The 17700-nt window shown below is 71.4% G+C and carries 18 protein-coding genes; 2 read left to right on the forward strand and 16 right to left on the reverse strand.

Annotated elements, in window-relative coordinates; all coding sequences use genetic code 11:
* Window positions 1–169: 169 nt before the first annotated feature.
* From atpD to prmC, 14 genes are all read right to left on the reverse strand, one after another.
* A complete protein-coding gene (gene atpD / locus GA0070604_RS26190) occupies window positions 170–1606 on the reverse strand; it encodes a F0F1 ATP synthase subunit beta (RefSeq protein ID WP_091124179.1) in 1437 nt (478 codons plus the stop codon).
* Entirely contained in the window at window positions 1606–2544 is a 939-nt protein-coding gene (locus tag GA0070604_RS26195; protein ID WP_091124183.1) for a F0F1 ATP synthase subunit gamma, read from the reverse strand. The genes atpD and GA0070604_RS26195 overlap by 1 nt, the downstream gene beginning before the upstream one ends.
* Before the next feature lie 2 nt (window positions 2545–2546).
* Entirely contained in the window at window positions 2547–4199 is a 1653-nt protein-coding gene (gene atpA, locus GA0070604_RS26200) for a F0F1 ATP synthase subunit alpha (RefSeq protein ID WP_091124187.1), read from the reverse strand.
* Window positions 4200–4285: 86 nt separating this feature from the next.
* Window positions 4286–5107 carry a F0F1 ATP synthase subunit delta gene (locus tag GA0070604_RS26205; protein ID WP_091124191.1) on the reverse strand — a complete coding sequence of 274 codons (822 nt, stop codon included), beginning with the start codon at window positions 5105–5107 and terminating at the stop codon, window positions 4286–4288.
* Window positions 5107–5637 carry a F0F1 ATP synthase subunit B gene (locus GA0070604_RS26210; protein ID WP_091124196.1) on the reverse strand — a complete coding sequence of 177 codons (531 nt, stop codon included), beginning with the start codon at window positions 5635–5637 and terminating at the stop codon, window positions 5107–5109. The genes GA0070604_RS26205 and GA0070604_RS26210 overlap by 1 nt, the downstream gene beginning before the upstream one ends.
* Window positions 5638–5665: 28 nt before the next feature.
* On the reverse strand, window positions 5666–5902 hold the full coding sequence (locus GA0070604_RS26215; protein ID WP_091124200.1) for an ATP synthase F0 subunit C: 237 nt from the start codon (window positions 5900–5902) through the stop codon (window positions 5666–5668).
* Window positions 5903–5969: 67 nt separating this feature from the next.
* Complete coding sequence (gene atpB, locus GA0070604_RS26220) at window positions 5970–6767, reverse strand: F0F1 ATP synthase subunit A (protein ID WP_091124203.1); 798 nt, start codon at window positions 6765–6767, stop codon at window positions 5970–5972.
* 11 nt (window positions 6768–6778) lie between these two features.
* The gene (locus GA0070604_RS26225) at window positions 6779–7015 is read right to left on the reverse strand and encodes an AtpZ/AtpI family protein (RefSeq protein WP_091127422.1); all 237 of its coding nucleotides are present in this window, start codon (window positions 7013–7015) and stop codon (window positions 6779–6781) included.
* A 195-nt stretch (window positions 7016–7210) separates the two neighbouring features.
* Entirely contained in the window at window positions 7211–7642 is a 432-nt protein-coding gene (locus tag GA0070604_RS26230) for a hypothetical protein (protein ID WP_091124206.1), read from the reverse strand.
* Window positions 7635–8924 (reverse strand): serine hydroxymethyltransferase, encoded by a 1290-nt coding sequence (locus GA0070604_RS26235; protein WP_279615707.1) that lies wholly within the window; start codon window positions 8922–8924, stop codon window positions 7635–7637. The genes GA0070604_RS26230 and GA0070604_RS26235 overlap by 8 nt, the downstream gene beginning before the upstream one ends.
* A gap of 58 nt (window positions 8925–8982) precedes the next feature.
* Complete coding sequence (locus GA0070604_RS26240) at window positions 8983–11094, reverse strand: transglycosylase domain-containing protein (protein WP_091124210.1); 2112 nt, start codon at window positions 11092–11094, stop codon at window positions 8983–8985.
* A 149-nt stretch (window positions 11095–11243) separates the two neighbouring features.
* Window positions 11244–11855: an arsenate reductase/protein-tyrosine-phosphatase family protein gene (locus GA0070604_RS26245; RefSeq protein ID WP_091124214.1), complete on the reverse strand. Its 612-nt coding sequence runs from the start codon at window positions 11853–11855 to the stop codon at window positions 11244–11246.
* On the reverse strand, window positions 11856–12497 hold the full coding sequence (locus tag GA0070604_RS26250; RefSeq protein ID WP_091127424.1) for an L-threonylcarbamoyladenylate synthase: 642 nt from the start codon (window positions 12495–12497) through the stop codon (window positions 11856–11858).
* Window positions 12497–13444 (reverse strand): peptide chain release factor N(5)-glutamine methyltransferase, encoded by a 948-nt coding sequence (gene prmC, locus GA0070604_RS26255; protein ID WP_244162088.1) that lies wholly within the window; start codon window positions 13442–13444, stop codon window positions 12497–12499. The genes GA0070604_RS26250 and prmC overlap by 1 nt, the downstream gene beginning before the upstream one ends.
* Window positions 13445–13517: 73 nt before the next feature.
* Between prmC and GA0070604_RS26260 the strand changes: the two genes are divergently transcribed.
* Window positions 13518–15071 (forward strand): GGDEF domain-containing protein, encoded by a 1554-nt coding sequence (locus GA0070604_RS26260; protein ID WP_091124222.1) that lies wholly within the window; start codon window positions 13518–13520, stop codon window positions 15069–15071.
* A gap of 37 nt (window positions 15072–15108) precedes the next feature.
* Here GA0070604_RS26260 and prfA read toward each other — a convergent pair whose 3' ends face one another.
* Complete coding sequence (prfA, locus tag GA0070604_RS26265) at window positions 15109–16197, reverse strand: peptide chain release factor 1 (RefSeq protein WP_091124226.1); 1089 nt, start codon at window positions 16195–16197, stop codon at window positions 15109–15111.
* A 116-nt stretch (window positions 16198–16313) separates the two neighbouring features.
* Window positions 16314–16538: a 50S ribosomal protein L31 gene (gene rpmE, locus GA0070604_RS26270; RefSeq protein WP_073834647.1), complete on the reverse strand. Its 225-nt coding sequence runs from the start codon at window positions 16536–16538 to the stop codon at window positions 16314–16316.
* Window positions 16539–16801: 263 nt separating this feature from the next.
* On the opposite strand from rpmE, the gene GA0070604_RS26275 reads away from it, so the two are divergent.
* Complete coding sequence (locus GA0070604_RS26275) at window positions 16802–17698, forward strand: phosphatase domain-containing protein (RefSeq protein ID WP_091124228.1); 897 nt, start codon at window positions 16802–16804, stop codon at window positions 17696–17698.
* Window positions 17699–17700 lie beyond the last annotated feature (2 nt).

A 17700-nucleotide genomic window follows, 5' to 3' on the forward strand; every position in this document is an offset into this window, starting at 1 on the left:
TTTCGTTGCAAGGAATCCAAAGCCTGACGTGAAGTCGTGTCACGAACGGTACCGCGCGGTCGGCGGAACCGTCCTCCCGCGTACCGGGCCGCTGGTGACAGCGGGCCTGGACAGGCGAAGGCCGCCCCGACGATGCCAGGGCGGCCTTCACACAATTGTGACGGGGGTCTCAGCCCTCCATCAGCTCCTTCGCCTTGCGCTCCAGGTCCTCCAGACCACCGCACATGAAGAAGGCCTGCTCGGGGAAGTGGTCGTACTCGCCCTCGCTGATCTTCTTAAACGCCTCGATGGTCTCCTTGATCGGGACCGTCGAGCCCGGCACGCCGGTGAACTGCTCGGCGGCGTAGGTGTTCTGCGACAGGAAGCGCTCGATCCGCCGCGCGCGCTGCACGGTGATCTTGTCTTCCTCGGAGAGCTCCTCGATACCGAGGATCGCGATGATGTCCTGCAGGTCCTTGTAGCGCTGCAGGATCCGCTTCACCTCGCTGGCGACCTGGAAGTGCTCCTGGCCGACGAACTCCGGGGCAAGGATCCGGGACGAGGACGCCAGCGGGTCCACGGCCGGGTAGATGCCCTTGTCGGAGATCGACCGCTCCAGGTTGGTGGTCGCGTCCAGGTGGGCGAACGTGGTGGCCGGCGCCGGGTCGGTGTAGTCGTCGGCGGGCACGTAGATCGCCTGCATCGAGGTGATGGCCTGGCCCCGGACGGAGGTGATCCGCTCCTGGAGCTCGCCCATCTCGTCGGCCAGGGTCGGCTGGTAACCCACGGCGCTCGGCATACGGCCGAGCAGCGTGGAGACCTCGGAACCGGCCTGGGTGAAGCGGAAGATGTTGTCGATGAAGAGCAGCACCTCCTGCTTCTGCACGTCGCGGAAGTACTCCGCCATGGTCAGCGCGGAGAGGGCGACGCGCAGCCGGGTGCCCGGCGGCTCGTCCATCTGGCCGTAGACCAGCGCGGTCTTGTCGATGACGCCGGATTCGGTCATCTCGGCGATGAGGTCGTTGCCCTCACGGGTGCGCTCACCCACGCCGGCGAAGACCGACGTACCACCGAAGTTCCGGGCCACGCGGGTGATCATCTCCTGGATGAGCACCGTCTTGCCCACGCCGGCGCCGCCGAACAGGCCGATCTTGCCGCCCTTGACGTACGGAGCGAGCAGGTCGATGACCTTGATGCCGGTCTCCAGCATCTCGGTCTTCGGCTCCAGGTCCGCGAAGGCCGGGGCCTTGCGGTGGATCTGCCAGTGGTCGTCCGGGTTCAGCGTCTCGCCCTCGGTGAGGTTGAGGCACTCGCCGATCGCGTTGAACACGTGGCCCTTGACCGCGTCGCCCACCGGAACGCTGATCGGCGCGCCGGTGTCCTCGACCTCGGCGCCACGGACCAGGCCGTCGGTCGGCTGCATCGAGATGGCGCGGACCAGGTTGTCACCCAGGTGCTGGGCGACCTCCAGGGTCAGCGTCTTCTCACCGCCGGAGAGCGTCACGTTGACGTGCAGGGCGTTGAACAGGTCCGGCATGGCGTCGCGCGGGAACTCGGCGTCGACGACCGGGCCGATGACCCGGACCACGCGACCGGTGGCCGTCTTGGTCTCTACTGGGGCAGTCATCACACTTCACTTCCCGACGCGGCCAGCGCGTTGGCGCCGCCGACGATCTCACTGATCTCCTGGGTGATCCCGGCCTGGCGGGCCGAGTTCATCTCACGCGTGTACTTGTCGATCATCTCTTCGGCGTTGTCGGTGGCGCTCTTCATCGCCCGCCGCCGGGCCGCCGACTCGCTGGCCGCCGACTCCAACAACGCCGCGTAGATCCGCGTGTTGATGTACTTCGGCAGCAGCGCGTCGAGCAGCGCCTCCGCCTCCGGCTCGAACTCGTACGCCGGGAGCAGCCCCTGGGGGGCCTCCGACCGCGGCCGCTCGTCGACCTGCATCGGACCGATGATCCGGGTCACCGGCGTCTGGGTCATCAGAGACTTGAACTCGGTGTAGACGATGTGCAACTCGTCGATGCCGAGGACGCCGTCCGCGCCCGGCCCGCCGTCCATGTCGTCCGCGCCGGCGGTGAACGCCTTGATCAGCGTCTCGCCCACCTCCCGAGCGTCGGAGAAGGACGGCTGCTCGGAGAAGCCGGTCCAGCTCGCCTCGATGTCCCGGTTACGGAACCGGTAGAAGGTCACGCCCTTGCGGCCGATGACGTAGAGCACCGGCTCCTTGCCCTCGCCTCGCAGCCGCGCGATCAGCGACTCCGCGGTCTTGATGGCGTTGGAGCTGTAACCACCGGCCAGGCCACGGTCGCTGGTGATCAGCAGGACGCCCGCCCGCCGCACCCGCTCACGCGGGGTGAGCAGCGGGTGGTCGATCCGCGCGTTGGAGGCCAGCGCCGTGAGCACCCCCGTGATGGCCTGGGCGTACGGCAGCGACGCCTCCACCCGGGCCTGGGCCTTGGCGATCCGGCTCGTCGCGACGAGCTCCATCGCCTTGGTGATCTTCTTCATCGACTTCGCCGAGCGGATCCGTTGACGAAGAACGCGAACCTGGGCGGCCATCGTCAGCTCTCAGCCGGGCGGTCGGTCGCACCGTCGCGGAAGCGGGTCACCGTCTCGCGGTTCTCCTCGCCCTCCAGCGGCTTGGCCGGGGCCTCGTTGATCCGCACCTCGTCCTCCTTGCCCAGGAAGACCTGCTTGAACTCGGTGATGGCCGAGTCGAGCGAGCCGATGATGTCATCGTCCCACTTGTTGTCGGCGATCGCGGCCAGGATGCCCGCGTGCTTGTGCCGGAGGTACTGCAGGAACTCCGACTCGAAGCGGCGGACCTCGCCGACCGGGATGTCGTCCAGCTTGCCCTCGGTGCCGGCCCAGACCGAGACGACCTGCTCCTGCACCGGGTACGGCGCGTAGTTCGACTGCTTGAGCAGCTCGACCAGGCGGGAACCGCGATCCAGCTGGGCGCGGGAGGCCTTGTCCAGGTCGGAGGCGAAGGCGGCGAACGCCTCCAGCTCGCGGTACTGGGCCAGGTTGAGCCGGAGCGAACCGGCGACCTTCCGCATCGGCTTCACCTGCGCGGCGCCACCGACCCGGGAGACCGAGGTGCCGACGTTGATGGCCGGCCGGACGCCCTGGTTGAACAGGTCGGTCTCCAGGAAGATCTGGCCGTCGGTGATGGAGATGACGTTGGTCGGGATGAACGCCGAGATGTCGTTCGCCTTGGTCTCGATGATCGGCAGACCGGTCATCGAGCCGCCGCCCAGCTCGTCGGAGAGCTTGGCGCAGCGCTCCAGCAGCCGGGAGTGCAGGTAGAAGACGTCACCCGGGTACGCCTCGCGGCCCGGCGGGCGGCGCAGCAGCAGCGACACGGCCCGGTATGCCTCGGCCTGCTTGCTCAGGTCGTCGAAGACGATCAGGACGTGCTTGCCGCCGTACATCCAGTGCTGGCCGATGGACGAGCCGGTGTACGGGGCGAGGTACTTGAAGCCGGCCGGGTCGGAGGCCGGGGAGGCGACGATGGTGGTGTATTCCATCGCGCCCGCCTCCTCCAGCGTCCCCTTGATGGAGGCGATGGTGGAGGCCTTCTGGCCGACGGCGACGTAGATGCAGCGGACCTGCTTCGTCGGGTCGCCGGAGCGCCAGTTTTCCCGCTGGTTGAGGATGGCGTCCAGGGCGACCGTGGTCTTGCCGGTCTTCCGGTCACCGATGATCAGCTGGCGCTGGCCGCGGCCGATCGGGGTCATGGCGTCAACGGCCTTGAGGCCGGTCTGCAGCGGCTCGAACACCGACTGGCGGGACATCACGTTCGGAGCCTGGAGCTCCAGCTCGCGGTAGCCCTCGTTCGGGATCTCGCCGAGGCCGTCGATCGGCTGGCCGAGCGCGTTGACCACGCGGCCGAGGAAGGCGTCGCCGACCGGGACCGAGAGCACCCGGCCGGTGCGCTTGACGCGCTGCCCCTCCTCGATACCGCCGAAGTCACCGAGGACGACGACACCGATCTCCCGGACGTCGAGGTTCAGCGCCACACCGAGCGTGCCGTCCTCGAACTCCAGGAGCTCGTTGGTCATGGTCGAGGGCAGACCCTCGACGTGGGCGATGCCGTCGCCGGCGTCGGCGACGGTGCCGACCTCCTCGCGGGAGACGTCGGCCGTGTAGGAGGAGACGTAGCGCTCAAGGGCGCCACGGATCTCCTCCGTCGAGATGGTCAGCTCGGCCATCCTCTGCTTCCTTCAAGTATCAGGGGCCCGGGATACCTAGTACCGACCGGTCCGATGGCGTCGAATCAGGGCTACGGAGGCGCTGGTCAGCGCTTCGCGAGCGCGTTACGGGTCTCGTTGAGGCGGCGCAGGACGGTGCCGTCGTACAGGTCGGAGCCGACCCGCACGCTCACCCCACCGAGCACCTCGGGGTTGACCGTCTGCTTGACGGAAACCTCTCGACCGTACATCGCGGAGAGGCGGGCACCCAGGCGTCGCTCCTCCTCGTCACTCAGCGGGGCCGCCACGGTCACGTACGCGACCTGGCGGTCCCGCCGGTCGGCGGCCAGCTCGACCAGCCGGGTGAGCGCTCCGACGAAGGAGCGTCCCCCGAAGCCGGCCAGCGCGGCCTCGACGAGGCGGACGGTGACCGGTCGGGCCTTGCCGGCGAGCAGCTCACCGGCCAGCGTGGCCCGCCGCTCGGCCGGGGCCATCGGGTCGGAGAGCGCGTTGGACAGGTCCGCGGAGCCCGAGACGACCTGCCCGAAGCGGAACAGCTCGTCCTCGACCTCGCCCAGCTCGCCGGCCTTGTCGGCGCTCGCCAGGAGCGCCTCGACACCCAGCCGCTCGGTGCCGTCGAGCAGTTCCGACGGTGCCGACCAACGGCCGGAGACCAGCGAGGTGAGCAGGTCGAGCGCGTCGCCGCCGACCTTGCCGGTCAGGATGCCCGTGAGCAGCCCGGCGCGGTCCTCACCCGAGCGGGCCGGGTCCGACAGCGCCCGGCGCAGCCGCGGCTCGCGCCGCAGCAGAGCGGCGACGGAGAGGATGTCGTCGGCGGTGGCGGCCACCGCCGACGGCTCCGCGCCGCGGACGTACGCGTCGAGACGCTCGGCCCCGACCTTGTACGACTCCCGGCTGGCGGCCTGCATCAGCGGGCCCCCGTGCTCTCGAGACCGCTCAGGAACCGGTCGACGGTGCCCTTGCGACGCGCCTCCTCGGCGAGCGATTCGCCGACGATCTTGCTGGCCAGGTCGACCGCGATGGTGCCGACCTCGGCCCGCAGCTCGCGGACGATGGTGGCCCGCTCGGCGACGAGCTGCTCCTTGCCGGCCGCGATGATCCGGTCGGATTCCTCCCTCGCCTTGGCGAGGATGTCCTGGCGGATGCCCTCGGCGTCGGCCCGGGCGTCGTCACGGATCTTGGCGGCGTCCGTCCGAGCCTCGGCCAGCTGTGCCCGGTACTGCTCGAGCAGCTGGTTGGCCTCGGCCTGGGCGGCCTCGGCGCGCTTGATGCCGCCCTCGATCGCGTCGACCCGGGCCTGGAACGTCTGCTCCATACGCGGGAAGACGAACTTCATCAGCACGAAGCAGAGCACGATGAAGGCGATGCTACCGACCACGATCTCCTGCCAGATCGGCAGAATGGGGTTGTGTTCAGCAGCCTCGGCGAGGAAGTACATGGAAGGCCTCCCGATCAGAGGGACGGGATCAGGCGGCGTTCCCGGCCCAGACGAAGCCGAAGGCGACGCCGAGCAGGGCCAGCGCCTCGATGACGGCGAAGCCGATCCAGACGTACGGCAGGGTCATCCGGGACGACTCCGGCTGGCGGGCCGTCGACTGGATGTAAGCCGAGAAGACCAGGCCGACGCCGATGCCCGGGCCGATGGCGGCCAGACCGTAGCCGATGGCGGCGGTGCTGCCCGTTACCGCGGCGAGAACGTCCATTGGTGTGTTCCTCCTGGTTATCACGCGTGACTGTCACGCGGGACGACAACGGTTGGTGAGAAGTGGATCAGTGCTCTTCGGCGAGCGCGCCCTGCACGTAGCTGGCGGTCAGCACGGTGAAGACGTAGGCCTGCAGACAGATGACCAGGAACTCGAGGAAGGTCAGCGCGACGGTCATCACCCAGGAGAGCACCGAGACCGGGCTCAACAACGCGGTGGCGTTGAGCATCGCGAAGCCGCCGAGCGTGAAGACCAGCAGGAGCATGTGTCCGGCGAACATGTTGGCGAACAGACGGACGGCCAGCGAGAAGGGCCGGACCAGGAACGTCGAGAACGCCTCGATCGGGATCAGCAGCGGCAGGATGTACCACGGCGCGGGCGGGATCAGCGCGTTCTTGAAGTACTTGCCGAAGCCGTGCTGCTTGATGCCCACCCAGTTGAAGAGCACATAGCTGATCAACGCGAGGAACGCCGGGAAGGCGATGTGCGAGTTCGGCGAGATCTGGAAGAACGGAACGATCGCGAAGAAGTTCGTCAGCAGGACGAAACAGAAGAGCGTGGTGAAGTACGGCGCGAACCGGACGCCCTGGTGCCCGATCATGTCGACCGCGATGTTGTTCCGCACGAAGCCGTAGATCGACTCGGCGAACCACTGCTTCTTGGTCGGCACGAGCTGCGGGTTGCGGTAGCTGAGCAGGAAGAACAGGATCAGGATCCCGACCGCCAGCCAGACCATGAACGTGATCTTGGTAAACCAGTACGAGTTGTGCGCACCCCAGGGCAGGATGCTGGGCAGGTAGAAGTCCTCCACGCTGGGAGGAAAGTTTGCCGCGCCCTGTGCAAGGACGTTCGCCTGTCCGAACACCGCGTCCCTTCCTATTGAGGCGTGCCGAGCTTGCGCACGACCAGGACGATTCCCCCGGCCATGCCGAGCACGATCCCGATGCCCGTGGCGATGCCACTGGTATCAAGCCAACGGTCGACCAGCCAGCCGATGAACCCCCACACGAGCATGCCCGCGATCAGATAGCTGAGCGCGGTCCAGCCCTGACCGGCACCGGACGGAACGTCGCCCGGGCCGCCAGCGCTGGGGGGTTTCTGGTCATCGGCCATGACGGGGCGAACGATATCAGTCGAGAAGACGAGGCTGTGCCTCACCCCCCGCACAACCTGGTTGTGTGGGACACGGGAGGGCGAAGTCTTCTGGAGGCACCGTACTCCCCTCCCGCCACTGAGAGAATGACCGATCGCGGACACACCGGCGCGCCGTCCGAAAGATGAGACGGCCCCGTCGATGCCCGGGGGCGGTCAGCGACCGGAGCGCCGGGCGTGGACGGTGGTCAGCCACCAGATGTGCACCCCGGTCCAGACCACCACGCCCGCCGCGATGCCCAGGCAGAGCGGGATCAGCCCCGCCCACCCCGTCGAGGCGACCAGCACCATCAGTGCCCCGAGCAGGCTCATCTTGGCGACGTAGACGCCGAGCCCGAAGGGCAGCACCAGCTGCGGGTCGCGGGCGTCGGCCCAGGCCAGCACGACCGTGGTGAGCGTGTAGCTGAGCGCGGTGACCGCGACGCCGAGCGCCGCGCCGAGCGCGCCGTCCGCGCCCCGGCTCACCCCGCCGACCACCGCCGCCGCCGCGGCCAGCACCACCGACGCGATCAGCAGCACCGGCAGGTGCCGCAGCCGCCAGCCACGGTCCGCGGTCGCCTCCGCCGCGCGCGCCCCAGGCTCAGCCACGGGGGTACGCCGGGAAGGCGGTGACCAGCTCGGTCACGTCGGCGGCGATCCGGGTCAGCTCGTCGGCGCCCCCGGGGGCCGCCGGGTCGGTGCGGACCGCCCGGGCGATCAGCGTGGCGATCCGCCGCATCTCGCCCTCCCGCATGCCCTGGGTGGTGACGCTCGGGGTGCCCACCCGCAAACCGGAGGCGACCATCGGCTTCTCCGGGTCGTACGGGATCGCGTTCTTGTTGAGCGTGATGCGCGCGGCGTCACAGCGCGCCTCCGCGTCCGCCCCGGTCACCCCGAGCGCACGCAGGTCGATCAGGGCCAGGTGGGTGTCGGTGCCACCGGAGACGGGCCGCATCTCCTCGGCGGCCAGCCCCTCGGCGAGCGCGCGGGCGTTGGTGATCACCTGGGCAGCGTACGCGCGGAACTCGGGTTGGGCCGCCTCGCGCAGCGCGACCGCCTTGGCCGCGACGGCGTGCATCAGCGGGCCGCCCTGGGTGAACGGGAAGACCGCCTTGTCGATCCGGGCGGCCAGCGCCTCCCGGCACAGGATCATGCCGCCGCGCGGGCCCCGCAGCACCTTGTGGGTGGTGGCGCAGACCACGTCGGCGTACGGCACCGGGGACGGGATCGCCCCACCGGCGACCAGCCCGATGAAGTGCGCCGCGTCCACCATCAGGTACGCATCGACCTCGTCGGCGATCTCCCGGAACCGGGCGAAGTCGATCAGCCGCGGGTACGCCGTCGCACCGCAGATGATCATCTTGGGCCGGTGCGCCCGGGCCAGGTCGCGTACCTCGTCGTAGTCGATCAGCTCGGTGTCCGGGCGGACCCGGTAGCCGACCGCGTGGAACCACTTGCCGGAGAAGTTCACCCGGCTGCCGTGGGTGAGGTGGCCGCCGTGCGGCAGGTCCATCGCCAGCACGGTGTCCCCGGGCTGTACCAGCGCGGCGTACGCGGCCAGGTTCGCGCTGGCGCCCGAGTGCGGCTGGAGGTTGGCGTGCTCGGCGCCGAACAGTTCCTTCGCCCGGGCGATGCCGATCTCCTCGGCCCGGTCCACCTCGGCGCAGCCGCCGTAGTACCGCCGGCCCGGGTAGCCCTCGGCGTACTTGTTGGTCAGCGTGGAGCCGAGCGCGGCCAACACGGCCGGGGAGGTGAGGTTCTCGCTGGCAATCAGTTGCAACCCGCCGCGCAGCCGCGCCAACTCCCCCAGCACCACCCCGGCGATCTCCGGATCGACGGCGCTGAGCTGCTGGAAGTCCGGCCCCCAGAAGGCTTCCCTCACGTTCTCCACAGCGAAGGAGTCTACGGAGCCGCCCACCGGTAGCCCTGCGAAGCCTCGGCACCCGGTCTCAGTTGCCGGTGCGGGGGCCGGTGCGCTGGAAGGCGACCGCCTGGCTGGGCGGGACGAAGTCCCGTACCGGCTGATCGCGCAGCGCGTACGACAGCACCTGGCCCACGGCGGCGATCTGCCGGGTCTGCACGCCGCCACCCACGGCGTCCCGGGGATCGTCCGGGTTCGCGGCGATGGTGGCGATGGCGAGCTGCGGGGTGAAGGCGACCACCGTCTCCGTCGCGTTCCGGTCCGAGCTGCCGGTCTTGCCGCCCAGCGGGCGACGGACCGCGCGCTGGAGCTCCTCGGCGGTGCCGCCGTCACAGCGCCGGTACATCGACTGGTCCCCGACCGGGCAGCGGGACGCGTCCGCCGCCGCCCGGGCCACGTCGGTGTCGAGCACCTGCCGGCAGTCCGGGCCGCCGGCGGCGACCTTCCGGCCGGAGGAGTCGGCGATGGAGGTCACCGGAGTGGGCCGGCACCAGATCCCCTCGGCCGCCACCGTCGCGTACGCCCCGGCCAGGTCGAGTGGCGTGGTGTCGACGACGCCCAGGGTGAACGGCCCCCAGCTCTGCGCCCCCTCGCGGGCCAGCCGGGCGTCGTCGGGTGCGCGCAGCACGATGCCCAGCCGCTCGGCCATCTCCACCACCCGGTCCGCCCCCACCTGCTGGCTCAGCCAGGCGAAGTAGGTGTTCACCGACCGGCCGAAGGCGCTCCACATGGTCCGGGGGCCGTCCATCCAGTCCGGGTTGGCGTTGGACGGGCACCACCGGCCGCCGCAGCTGGCCGGCCCCGCGCCGGTCGCGTAGTTGCTGACGAACACGGATGGGGCGTCGTACTCGGTGGCCAGCGGCAGCCCGGACTCCAGCCCGGCCAGCAGGGTGAAGAGCTTGAAGGTCGAGCCGGCCTGGTAGCCGACGATCCCGCCGCCCCCGGCGACGAGCTGGTTGACGGTGTTCGGGTAGTTCTCCTGCCCGTCCGGGTTCTCGGCGACGCTGTAGTTGCGGTTCACCGCCATGGCCAGCACCCGGCCGGTGCCGGGCTGCACCACGGCGGTCGGGGCGGCCCGCTGGTTGGTGACGGCGTAGATGCTCAGCACCTGCTCGATGGTCTTGGCCTGCACGTCGGGATCGAGCGAGGAGACGATCGACCAGCCGCCCCGGCGCAGCGTCCGCTGCCGCTCCTCCAGCGACTTCCCGAAGGCGGGCTGGGCGTTCCACCACTGGGTGAACCAGTCGCAGAAGAATCCCCAGTCGTTGTGCTCGGCCGGTACGGCGGCGCAGTCGTTCGGCGTGGTGCTGGGCCGCAGGTCCAGCTTCGTGGCCCTGGCCCGGTCGCGGTCGACGGGGTTGATCTGCCCGGTCTCCACCATCCGGTCCAGCACGTACGTCCGGCGGGTCAGGGCGGCGTCGGCGTTTCCGTTGATCGGGTCGTCGCTGTCGGGCGAGCGGACCAGCCCGGCCAGCAGCGCCGCCTGGGGCAGGGTCAGCTTCGCCGGGGTGGTGGAGAAGTAGCGCTTGCTGGCCGCGGCGATGCCGTACGCGCCGGCGCCGAAGTACGCGATGTTCAGGTAGCGGCTGAGGATCTCGTCCTTGCTCAGCTCGCGTTCCAGGGCCAGCGCGTACCGCATCTCCCGGATCTTGCGGCCCGCGGTGATCTCGGTCGCCTTCGCCCGCTGTTCCTCGGAGAGCCGGGGATCGCTGGCCAACGCGTTACGCACGTACTGCATGGTCAACGTGGAGGCGCCCTGCCGGGTGCCGCCGTCGCGGTTGGCGGTGAGGGCCCGCGCCACCCCGCGTACGTCGACGCCGTGGTGCTGGTAGAAGCGGACGTCCTCGGCGGCCACGATGGCCTGCCGCATCACCGGCGCCACCTCGCTGACCGGCACGTCCACCCGGTCCTCGACATAGAACGAGGTGATCAGGGTGCGGCCGTCGTTGGCGTAGAGGTTGGAACGCTGGGCCGGCTGCGGCGCGCGCAGCGACTCCGGCAGCTCGGCGTAGGGCATCAGCCCCTTGAAGCCGACCCCGAACACCAGCGCGGCCGGCAGCGCGGCCGCGGCCAGGGTCAGCCCGGCGAGCACGCCGGCGAGCAGGACGGTGAACAGCTTGTTGAGATGGGCCCGGTTCATCAGCTCTCCCCGCAGGAGCCGGCGGTACGAGACCCGTTCAGAATGACCGGAATCCGGCCTTACACCGCCACCTTCTCCCAAAGCCGCAGAAATTTCGCGAGGAAGGATGAACCTGGACAGAACTCCCTACGGGCGAACCTTCCGGAGACTCAGGGCAGCAGCGCGGCGGCCAGCGGGTGCACGGTCTCCTCGATCTCGTCGGCCACCCGGGTGAAGCACTGGTCCCCCCGGCCCCACGGATCGTCGAGATCGTCGGTGGGCAGCGCCCCGGCGCCCTGCCGGGCCGCGTCCACGGCGGCCACCAGGGCCACGCCCCGGGCGTACACCGCCGCCGGGGTGGGCTCGACCGGAGGCAGCCCGGACCGCTCCACCCCGCCCAGCAGCCGGCCGAACTCGCCGAGCACGAAGGTGCGGGCGGCGGCGTCCGGCCGCAGCGCCACGACGTACTCCTGCTGGTCGGCGGTGGCGGTGAGGACCAGGTCGGCGGCGTCGATGAGGTCGGAGCGGAGCTTACGGGCAGCGAAGCCGGCCACCGCGCCACCGCGCGAGGTCACCTGCCGGGCAGCCGGCGGGTTCATCTCCTCGCCGGCGTGCCAGCCGCCGGTGCCGGCGCTGTGGCTGTGCACCAGCTCGTCGGCGCCCGCCGGGTCCACCCCGAGGCGGCGCAGCCGCTGCTGGACGGCGAGCGCCAGCAGCCGCTCGGCCATCGGCGACCGGCAGATGTTGCCCATGCAGACGTGCAGGACGGTGAACGGCGGCACTCAGACCCCCTGCTCATCGAGGATGTCCGGCACCACGTCGCGCAGCTGCGCCAGCGACACGGCGCCCTGGCGCAGCAGCCGGGGCACGTCACCGGTGAGGTCGACGACGGTGCTGGGCACCGGATCCACGGCCGGGCCGGCCTCCAGGTAGGCGCGGACGCCGTAGCCGAGCTGCTCGCGAGCCTCCTCGGCGGTGAGCGCGGCCGGCTTCCCGAGCTTGTTGGCCGAGGCCACCGCCATCGGGCCGGTCTCCCGCAGCACCTCCAGCGCCACCGGGTGCAGCGGCATCCGCACCGCCACCGTGCCGCTGGAGTCGCCCAGGTCCCAGGCGAGGCTCGGCGAGTGCTCCACCACGATGGTCAGCGCGCCCGGCCAGAACGCCTCGACCAGGTCGCGGGCCGCGCGGGGCAGCGTGAAGACCAGGCCGTCGAGGGTGTGCCGGGAACCGATCAACACCGGGGGCGCCTGCCGGGAACCCTTGGCGTCCGCGAGGGCCTTCACCGCGTACGGGGTGAAGGCGTCGGCACCGATGCCGTAGACCGTGTCGGTCGGCAGGACGACGAGTTCGCCGTTCTTGACCGCCTCGATGGCAGCGGCGATGCCGCGATCCCGGTCGGCGGGCGACCGACAGTCGTAGAGCATCACGAGGAGCCAGTCTGCCACGCCGGGTCGGGCTCGACGTGCCGGCCGTCCGCCCGGCGGGACGCGGTGGCGAACCGGGAACGCCCGACCAGGTCGCGATGCTCCTCGACCCGCTCGTACCGGCCGTCGCCGGCGAGCAGCGCGGGCACCGCCGTCCCGTGGGTGTCGTCGTGCTCGACGCCGAGCACACCGCCGGGCCGGAGCAGCTCGGCCGCCCGGGCCACCACCGGCCGGATCACGTCCAGCCCGTCCGCGCCGCCGAAGACCGCCTCGTCCGGGTCGTACCCGGCCACCTCGGGCGGCACCACCACCGACCGCGGCACGTACGGCGGGTTGCAGAGCAGCACGTCGACCCGGCCAACCAGATCGGCGAGCAGCTCCGGATCCGTGACGTCGGCCGCCACCACCTCCACCGGGGTGTCTCCCGCGGCGGCCCGGTCCGCGACGTTGCGCCGCAGCCAGGCCAGCGCCTCCGGGGAGCGTTCCACTGCCACCACCCGGGCCCCGGGCAACTCCTGGGCGACCGCCAGGGCGATCGCGCCGGAGCCGGAGCACAGGTCCACCACCAGCGGGGACCCGAGCCGCCGCCCCTGCTCGACGCCCCAGCCGGCGAGCAGCTCGGTCTCCGGACGGGGTACGAAGACCCCCGGGCCGACCGCCAGCTCCAGGTGCCGGAATCCGGCAAAGCCGGTGAGGTGCTGGAGGGGTTCCCGGGCCGCCCGGCGAGCCACCAGCGCGTCGAGCCGGTCGCGCTGGTCCGGGGTAAGGCCGTCGGCCAGCGCCAGCCGGCCCCGCGGCACGTCCAGCACGTACGCGGTGAGCTGCTCGGCCTCCGCGCGGGGCGCCTCGATCCCGGCCGCCGCCAGGACCCGGGCCGACCGGGCGACCGCCAGCGAGGGGCGCTCGCGTTCTGTCCCTTTGGACGGGTGTTGCGGGAGGAAGGTCACGACATAATCATGAAGCGTCGCGGGCCGCCGCACGAGCGGGTGCGCCGTGACCCACATTGACAGGGAGGTCCGAGTGGGCTGGCTCGACCGGGTCGACGACCAGGTTGACGCCCTCCGGCGCGCCCGGGAGTTGCAGGAGATGAGCCGCTCGGCGGAGGCCTGCGTCCTTCTCGACCGCGTGATCCGGACCACCACCGACCCGTACGCGCGGGCCGACGCGCTGGTCCAGCGCCTCTCCGCGCTGATCAACCTCGGTCGGACGGCCGAGTTCACCCGCGCCATCGAGGAGGCGTCCGCCGCCGTCCGGGACCTGGCCGAGCCGTACCTGTACGGGCATCTCAACGCCCTGGCGGCGCTCGCCGCCCACCACCAGGGTGCGCTGGACCGCTGCGTCACCCACCTGGTGAAGGCGGCCCGGGCGCTGACCGCCGACGACGACCCGGACCGGGACACCGCCTGGGGCTGGCACGACCTGGCGATGGCGTACTCCTACCTGAGCTTCCACGGGCACGCGCTCGGCGCGATCGAGCGCGCCCGCCAGGTGGGGCTCACCGCCGGCATCCCGGAGGAGACGTTCGCCGCCCCCGGCATCCGGCTGCGCAACGCCGTCGCACTGGACCATCACGGCGACAGCGACGGCTGCCTGCGGGTGCTCCGCGACGTGGCCGGCGACTTCAGCCGATTCCTCCGCCTGGGGCGGGCCGGCAACATCCGGCCGAGCAGCCTGGCCGCGTACGGCTACGCCGCCGCCCGGCGGGCCGCGCTCGGCGACCGGGTGGAGTCCGGCGGCGACGACGATCCCGCCCGGCTACTCGGCCACGGCGGGGACAGTGCCCGCGCCCGCGACCTGCGCGAACTCGGTCAGGTCTGCCTGGCCGTCGCCGACGGCCGGCCGATCGAGGCGGTGGCCCGGCTGGACACCACCCGGGTCTCGGCCGAGACGCTGGGCGCGGCCGAACCGCCCCGGCTGCGCAGCATCGCCCTGGCCTGGGCCGGTGACCACGCCGGCGCGCACCGGGCCGACCGGCACGCGTTCCGGCTGGCGACACAGCGCAGCGACCGGCTGCGGGACGTCTACATCGACGGCATCGCCGCCCGGATCGACCACGAGGAGATGCGCCGCGAGGCCGCCCGGTACGAGGGCGAGGCGCTCACCGACCCGCTGACCGGGCTGCCCAACCGGCGCCGGCTGGAACGCTACATCGGGGCGGTGGTGGCCCGGGGCGAGCGGGTGGTGATCGGCGTCTGCGACCTGGACGGCTTCAAGGCGGTGAACACCCGGCACGGCCACCACTCCGGCGACCTGGTGCTGCAACGGATCGCCGGGGTGATCAACCGGGTGATGCGCCGGGGCGACTTCGTGGCCCGCTACGGCGGTGACGAGTTCGTGGTGGTGCTGCCCGATACGGCGATGGCCGAGGCGGCCGAGGTGGCCCGCCGGATCCAGGCCGCCGTACGCACCGAGGACTGGGAGACGCTGGTCCCCGGCACCCCGGTCGGGGTGAGCATCGGTTTCGCCGAGGTCAGCGGCGCCACCGGAGTGAGCGTCCGGGAGGCGCTGGGCACCGCGTTCGAGCTCGCCGACCGGGAGATGTTGCGCGCGAAGGACCGCCTCCGCGCCTCCTGACCCGGGGCCTCCCTGCCGGAGACCGCGCGTGCGGGGGTCAGCGGCGGGTCAGTTCCGTCTCGCCGGCCAGGCGGGCGGTGCGGTCGGCCTCGGCGAGGGCGGCCAGCACGCCGTCCAGCTCACCGGCCAGGGCCAGGTCCAGGTTGTACGCCGTGTAGCCGATCCGGTGATCGGTGATCCGGTTCTGCGGGAAGTTGTACGTGCGGATCCGCTCCGACCGGTCCACGGTGCGCACCTGCGCCTTGCGGGCGTCCGAGGCGGCCGCGTCGGCCTGCTCCTGGGCTGCGGCGAGCAGCCGGGCGCGCAGGATCCGCATCGCCTGCTCCCGGTTCTGGAGCTGCGACTTCTCGTTCTGGCAGGAGACCACGATCCCGGTGGGCACGTGGGTGATCCGGACCGCCGAGTCGGTGGTGTTGACCGACTGACCGCCGGGCCCGGACGACCGGAACACGTCGATCCGCAGGTCGTTCGGGTCGATGGTGACGTCGACGTCCTCGGCCTCCGGCAGCACCAGCACGCCGGCCGCGCTGGTGTGGATCCGGCCCTGGGACTCGGTGACCGGGACGCGCTGCACCCGGTGCACGCCGCCCTCCCACTTGAGCCGGGACCAGACCCCGTTGCCACCCTCCGGCACGCCCTTGGTCTTGATCGCCAGGGAGACGTCCTTGACCCCGCCGAGGTCGGACTCCTGCGAGTCGATCACCTCGGTGGTCCAGCCGTGCCGCTCGGCGTACCGGGTGTACATCCGGAGCAGGTCACCGGCGAAGAGGGCGGACTCCTCGCCGCCCTCGCCCGCCTTGATCTCGACGATGACGTCCTTGGCGTCGTGCGGGTCGCGCGGGATCAGCAGCTCCGCGAGCCTCTCCTCCAACGCCGGCAGGGACGCGGCGATGCTCTCCGCCTCGGCGGCGAAGGCCGGGTCCTCGGCGGCCAGCTCGCGGGCGGCGGCCAGGTCGGCACGGGCCTGCTCCAGCTCGCCGGCGGCCTTGTGCAGCGGGACCAACTCCGCGTAGCGCCGGCCGACCCGGCGCGCGGTGCCCTGGTCGGCGTGGATGGCGGGGTCGGCCAGCCGCTTCTCCAACTCGGCGTACTCGTCGAGGAGTGTGGCCAGGCGCTCACTGCTCATGCTGCTGATGCTCCTTCGGCGACGACGGGAAGCGGACGGCGGATGGCGACAACCGGGTGGAAACGGACGAACGCCCGCGCCCGGCGCGAGGCCGGACACGGGCGTCGTCGGAGCAGCTACTTGGCCTTCTTGGCCTGAACCTTGGCGTACTTCTGCTGGAACTTCGCGACCCGACCGGCGGTGTCGAGGACGCGCTGCTTGCCGGTGTAGAACGGGTGGCAGGCGCTGCAGGTCTCGACGCTGATCTGACCGCCCTTGGCGGTGCTGCGGGTCGTGAAGGTGTTGCCGCAGGAGCAGCGGACCTCGGTGGTCACGTACTCCGGGTGGATGTTGGGCTTCATGTCGCCTCGGTCCTTTCGTCGGTGGTCGCCGGGTCGCCGTCGGTGCCCGTCGTCCCCGACGGGCTCGGGCGTGAACCGGAACCGGTGGCCGATTGACCAGTGTGCCATGGGCGTACGCCGGCCCGGCGAGCGGGCCGCACAGCGGGTCCGGCAGGCGCAACGCTCGCCCCCCGGTACGCATTCCCACCGGGTGTACGGGCATTCGCGGGGCGTACGGTGAGCCCCGGCAGGGACCGGGACCGGACGGACCGGGGGTGAGGGGGATGTTCCGCCTGATCGCGACCCGTGGGCTGCCCGCCTCCGGCAAGACCACCTTCGCCCGCCGCCTCCAGCCCGGTGTGGTCCGGGTCAACCGGGACGACCTGCGCCGGATGCTGCACGGCGAGCGGCTCTTCACCCAGTGGGCCGAGGGGCAGGTGACCCGGGTCCAGCGGGCGCAGGTGGAGGCGCTGCTGGCGGCCCGGGTGAGCGTCTGCGTGGACGACACCAACCTGCGCTCCCGCACCCTGCGCGACTGGGCGGAACTGGCCGAGCGCTTCGGCGCCGCGTTCGAGGTGCACGACTTCACCGACGTGCCGCTGGAGGAGTGCCTGCGGCGGGACGCCGCGCGCCCGGAAATCGACCGGGTCGGCGAGGCCGCGATCCGCCGGCTGCACGAGCGCTTCCTGGCCAACCGCCCGCTGCCGCTGCCGATCCCGACCGTACGCACCGGCGGCCCGGCCCGGGTCCAGCAGGCGCGGAGCGAACGGCCGGACATCGTGCTGGTCGACATCGACGGGACGATTGCGCTGAACGTGTCGCGCAGCCCGTACGACATGACCCGGGTCGCGGAGGACGTGCCGAACGAGGCGGTGATCGCGGCGGTCCGGGCGATGCACGCGGCCGGACACGGGGTGGTCTTCTGTTCGGGGCGGGACGCCTCGGCCCGAGCCGACACAATGGCCTGGCTGGACCGGCACGTGCAGGTGCCGTACCTGGCGCTGCACCTGCGGGCGGTCGGCGACCACCGCAAGGACGCGGTGGTCAAGCAGGAGTTCTACGAGCGGGAGGTCCGGGACCGGTACCGGGTGGTCGGCGTGTTCGACGACCGGCAGCAGGTGGTCCGGATGTGGCGCTCGCTCGGCCTGACCGTCTTCCAGGTCGCCGACGGCGACTTCTGAGG

It is taken from the genome of Micromonospora eburnea (assembly GCF_900090225.1).
In the GTDB taxonomy this organism is placed as follows: Bacteria; Actinomycetota; Actinomycetes; order Mycobacteriales; family Micromonosporaceae; genus Micromonospora; species Micromonospora eburnea.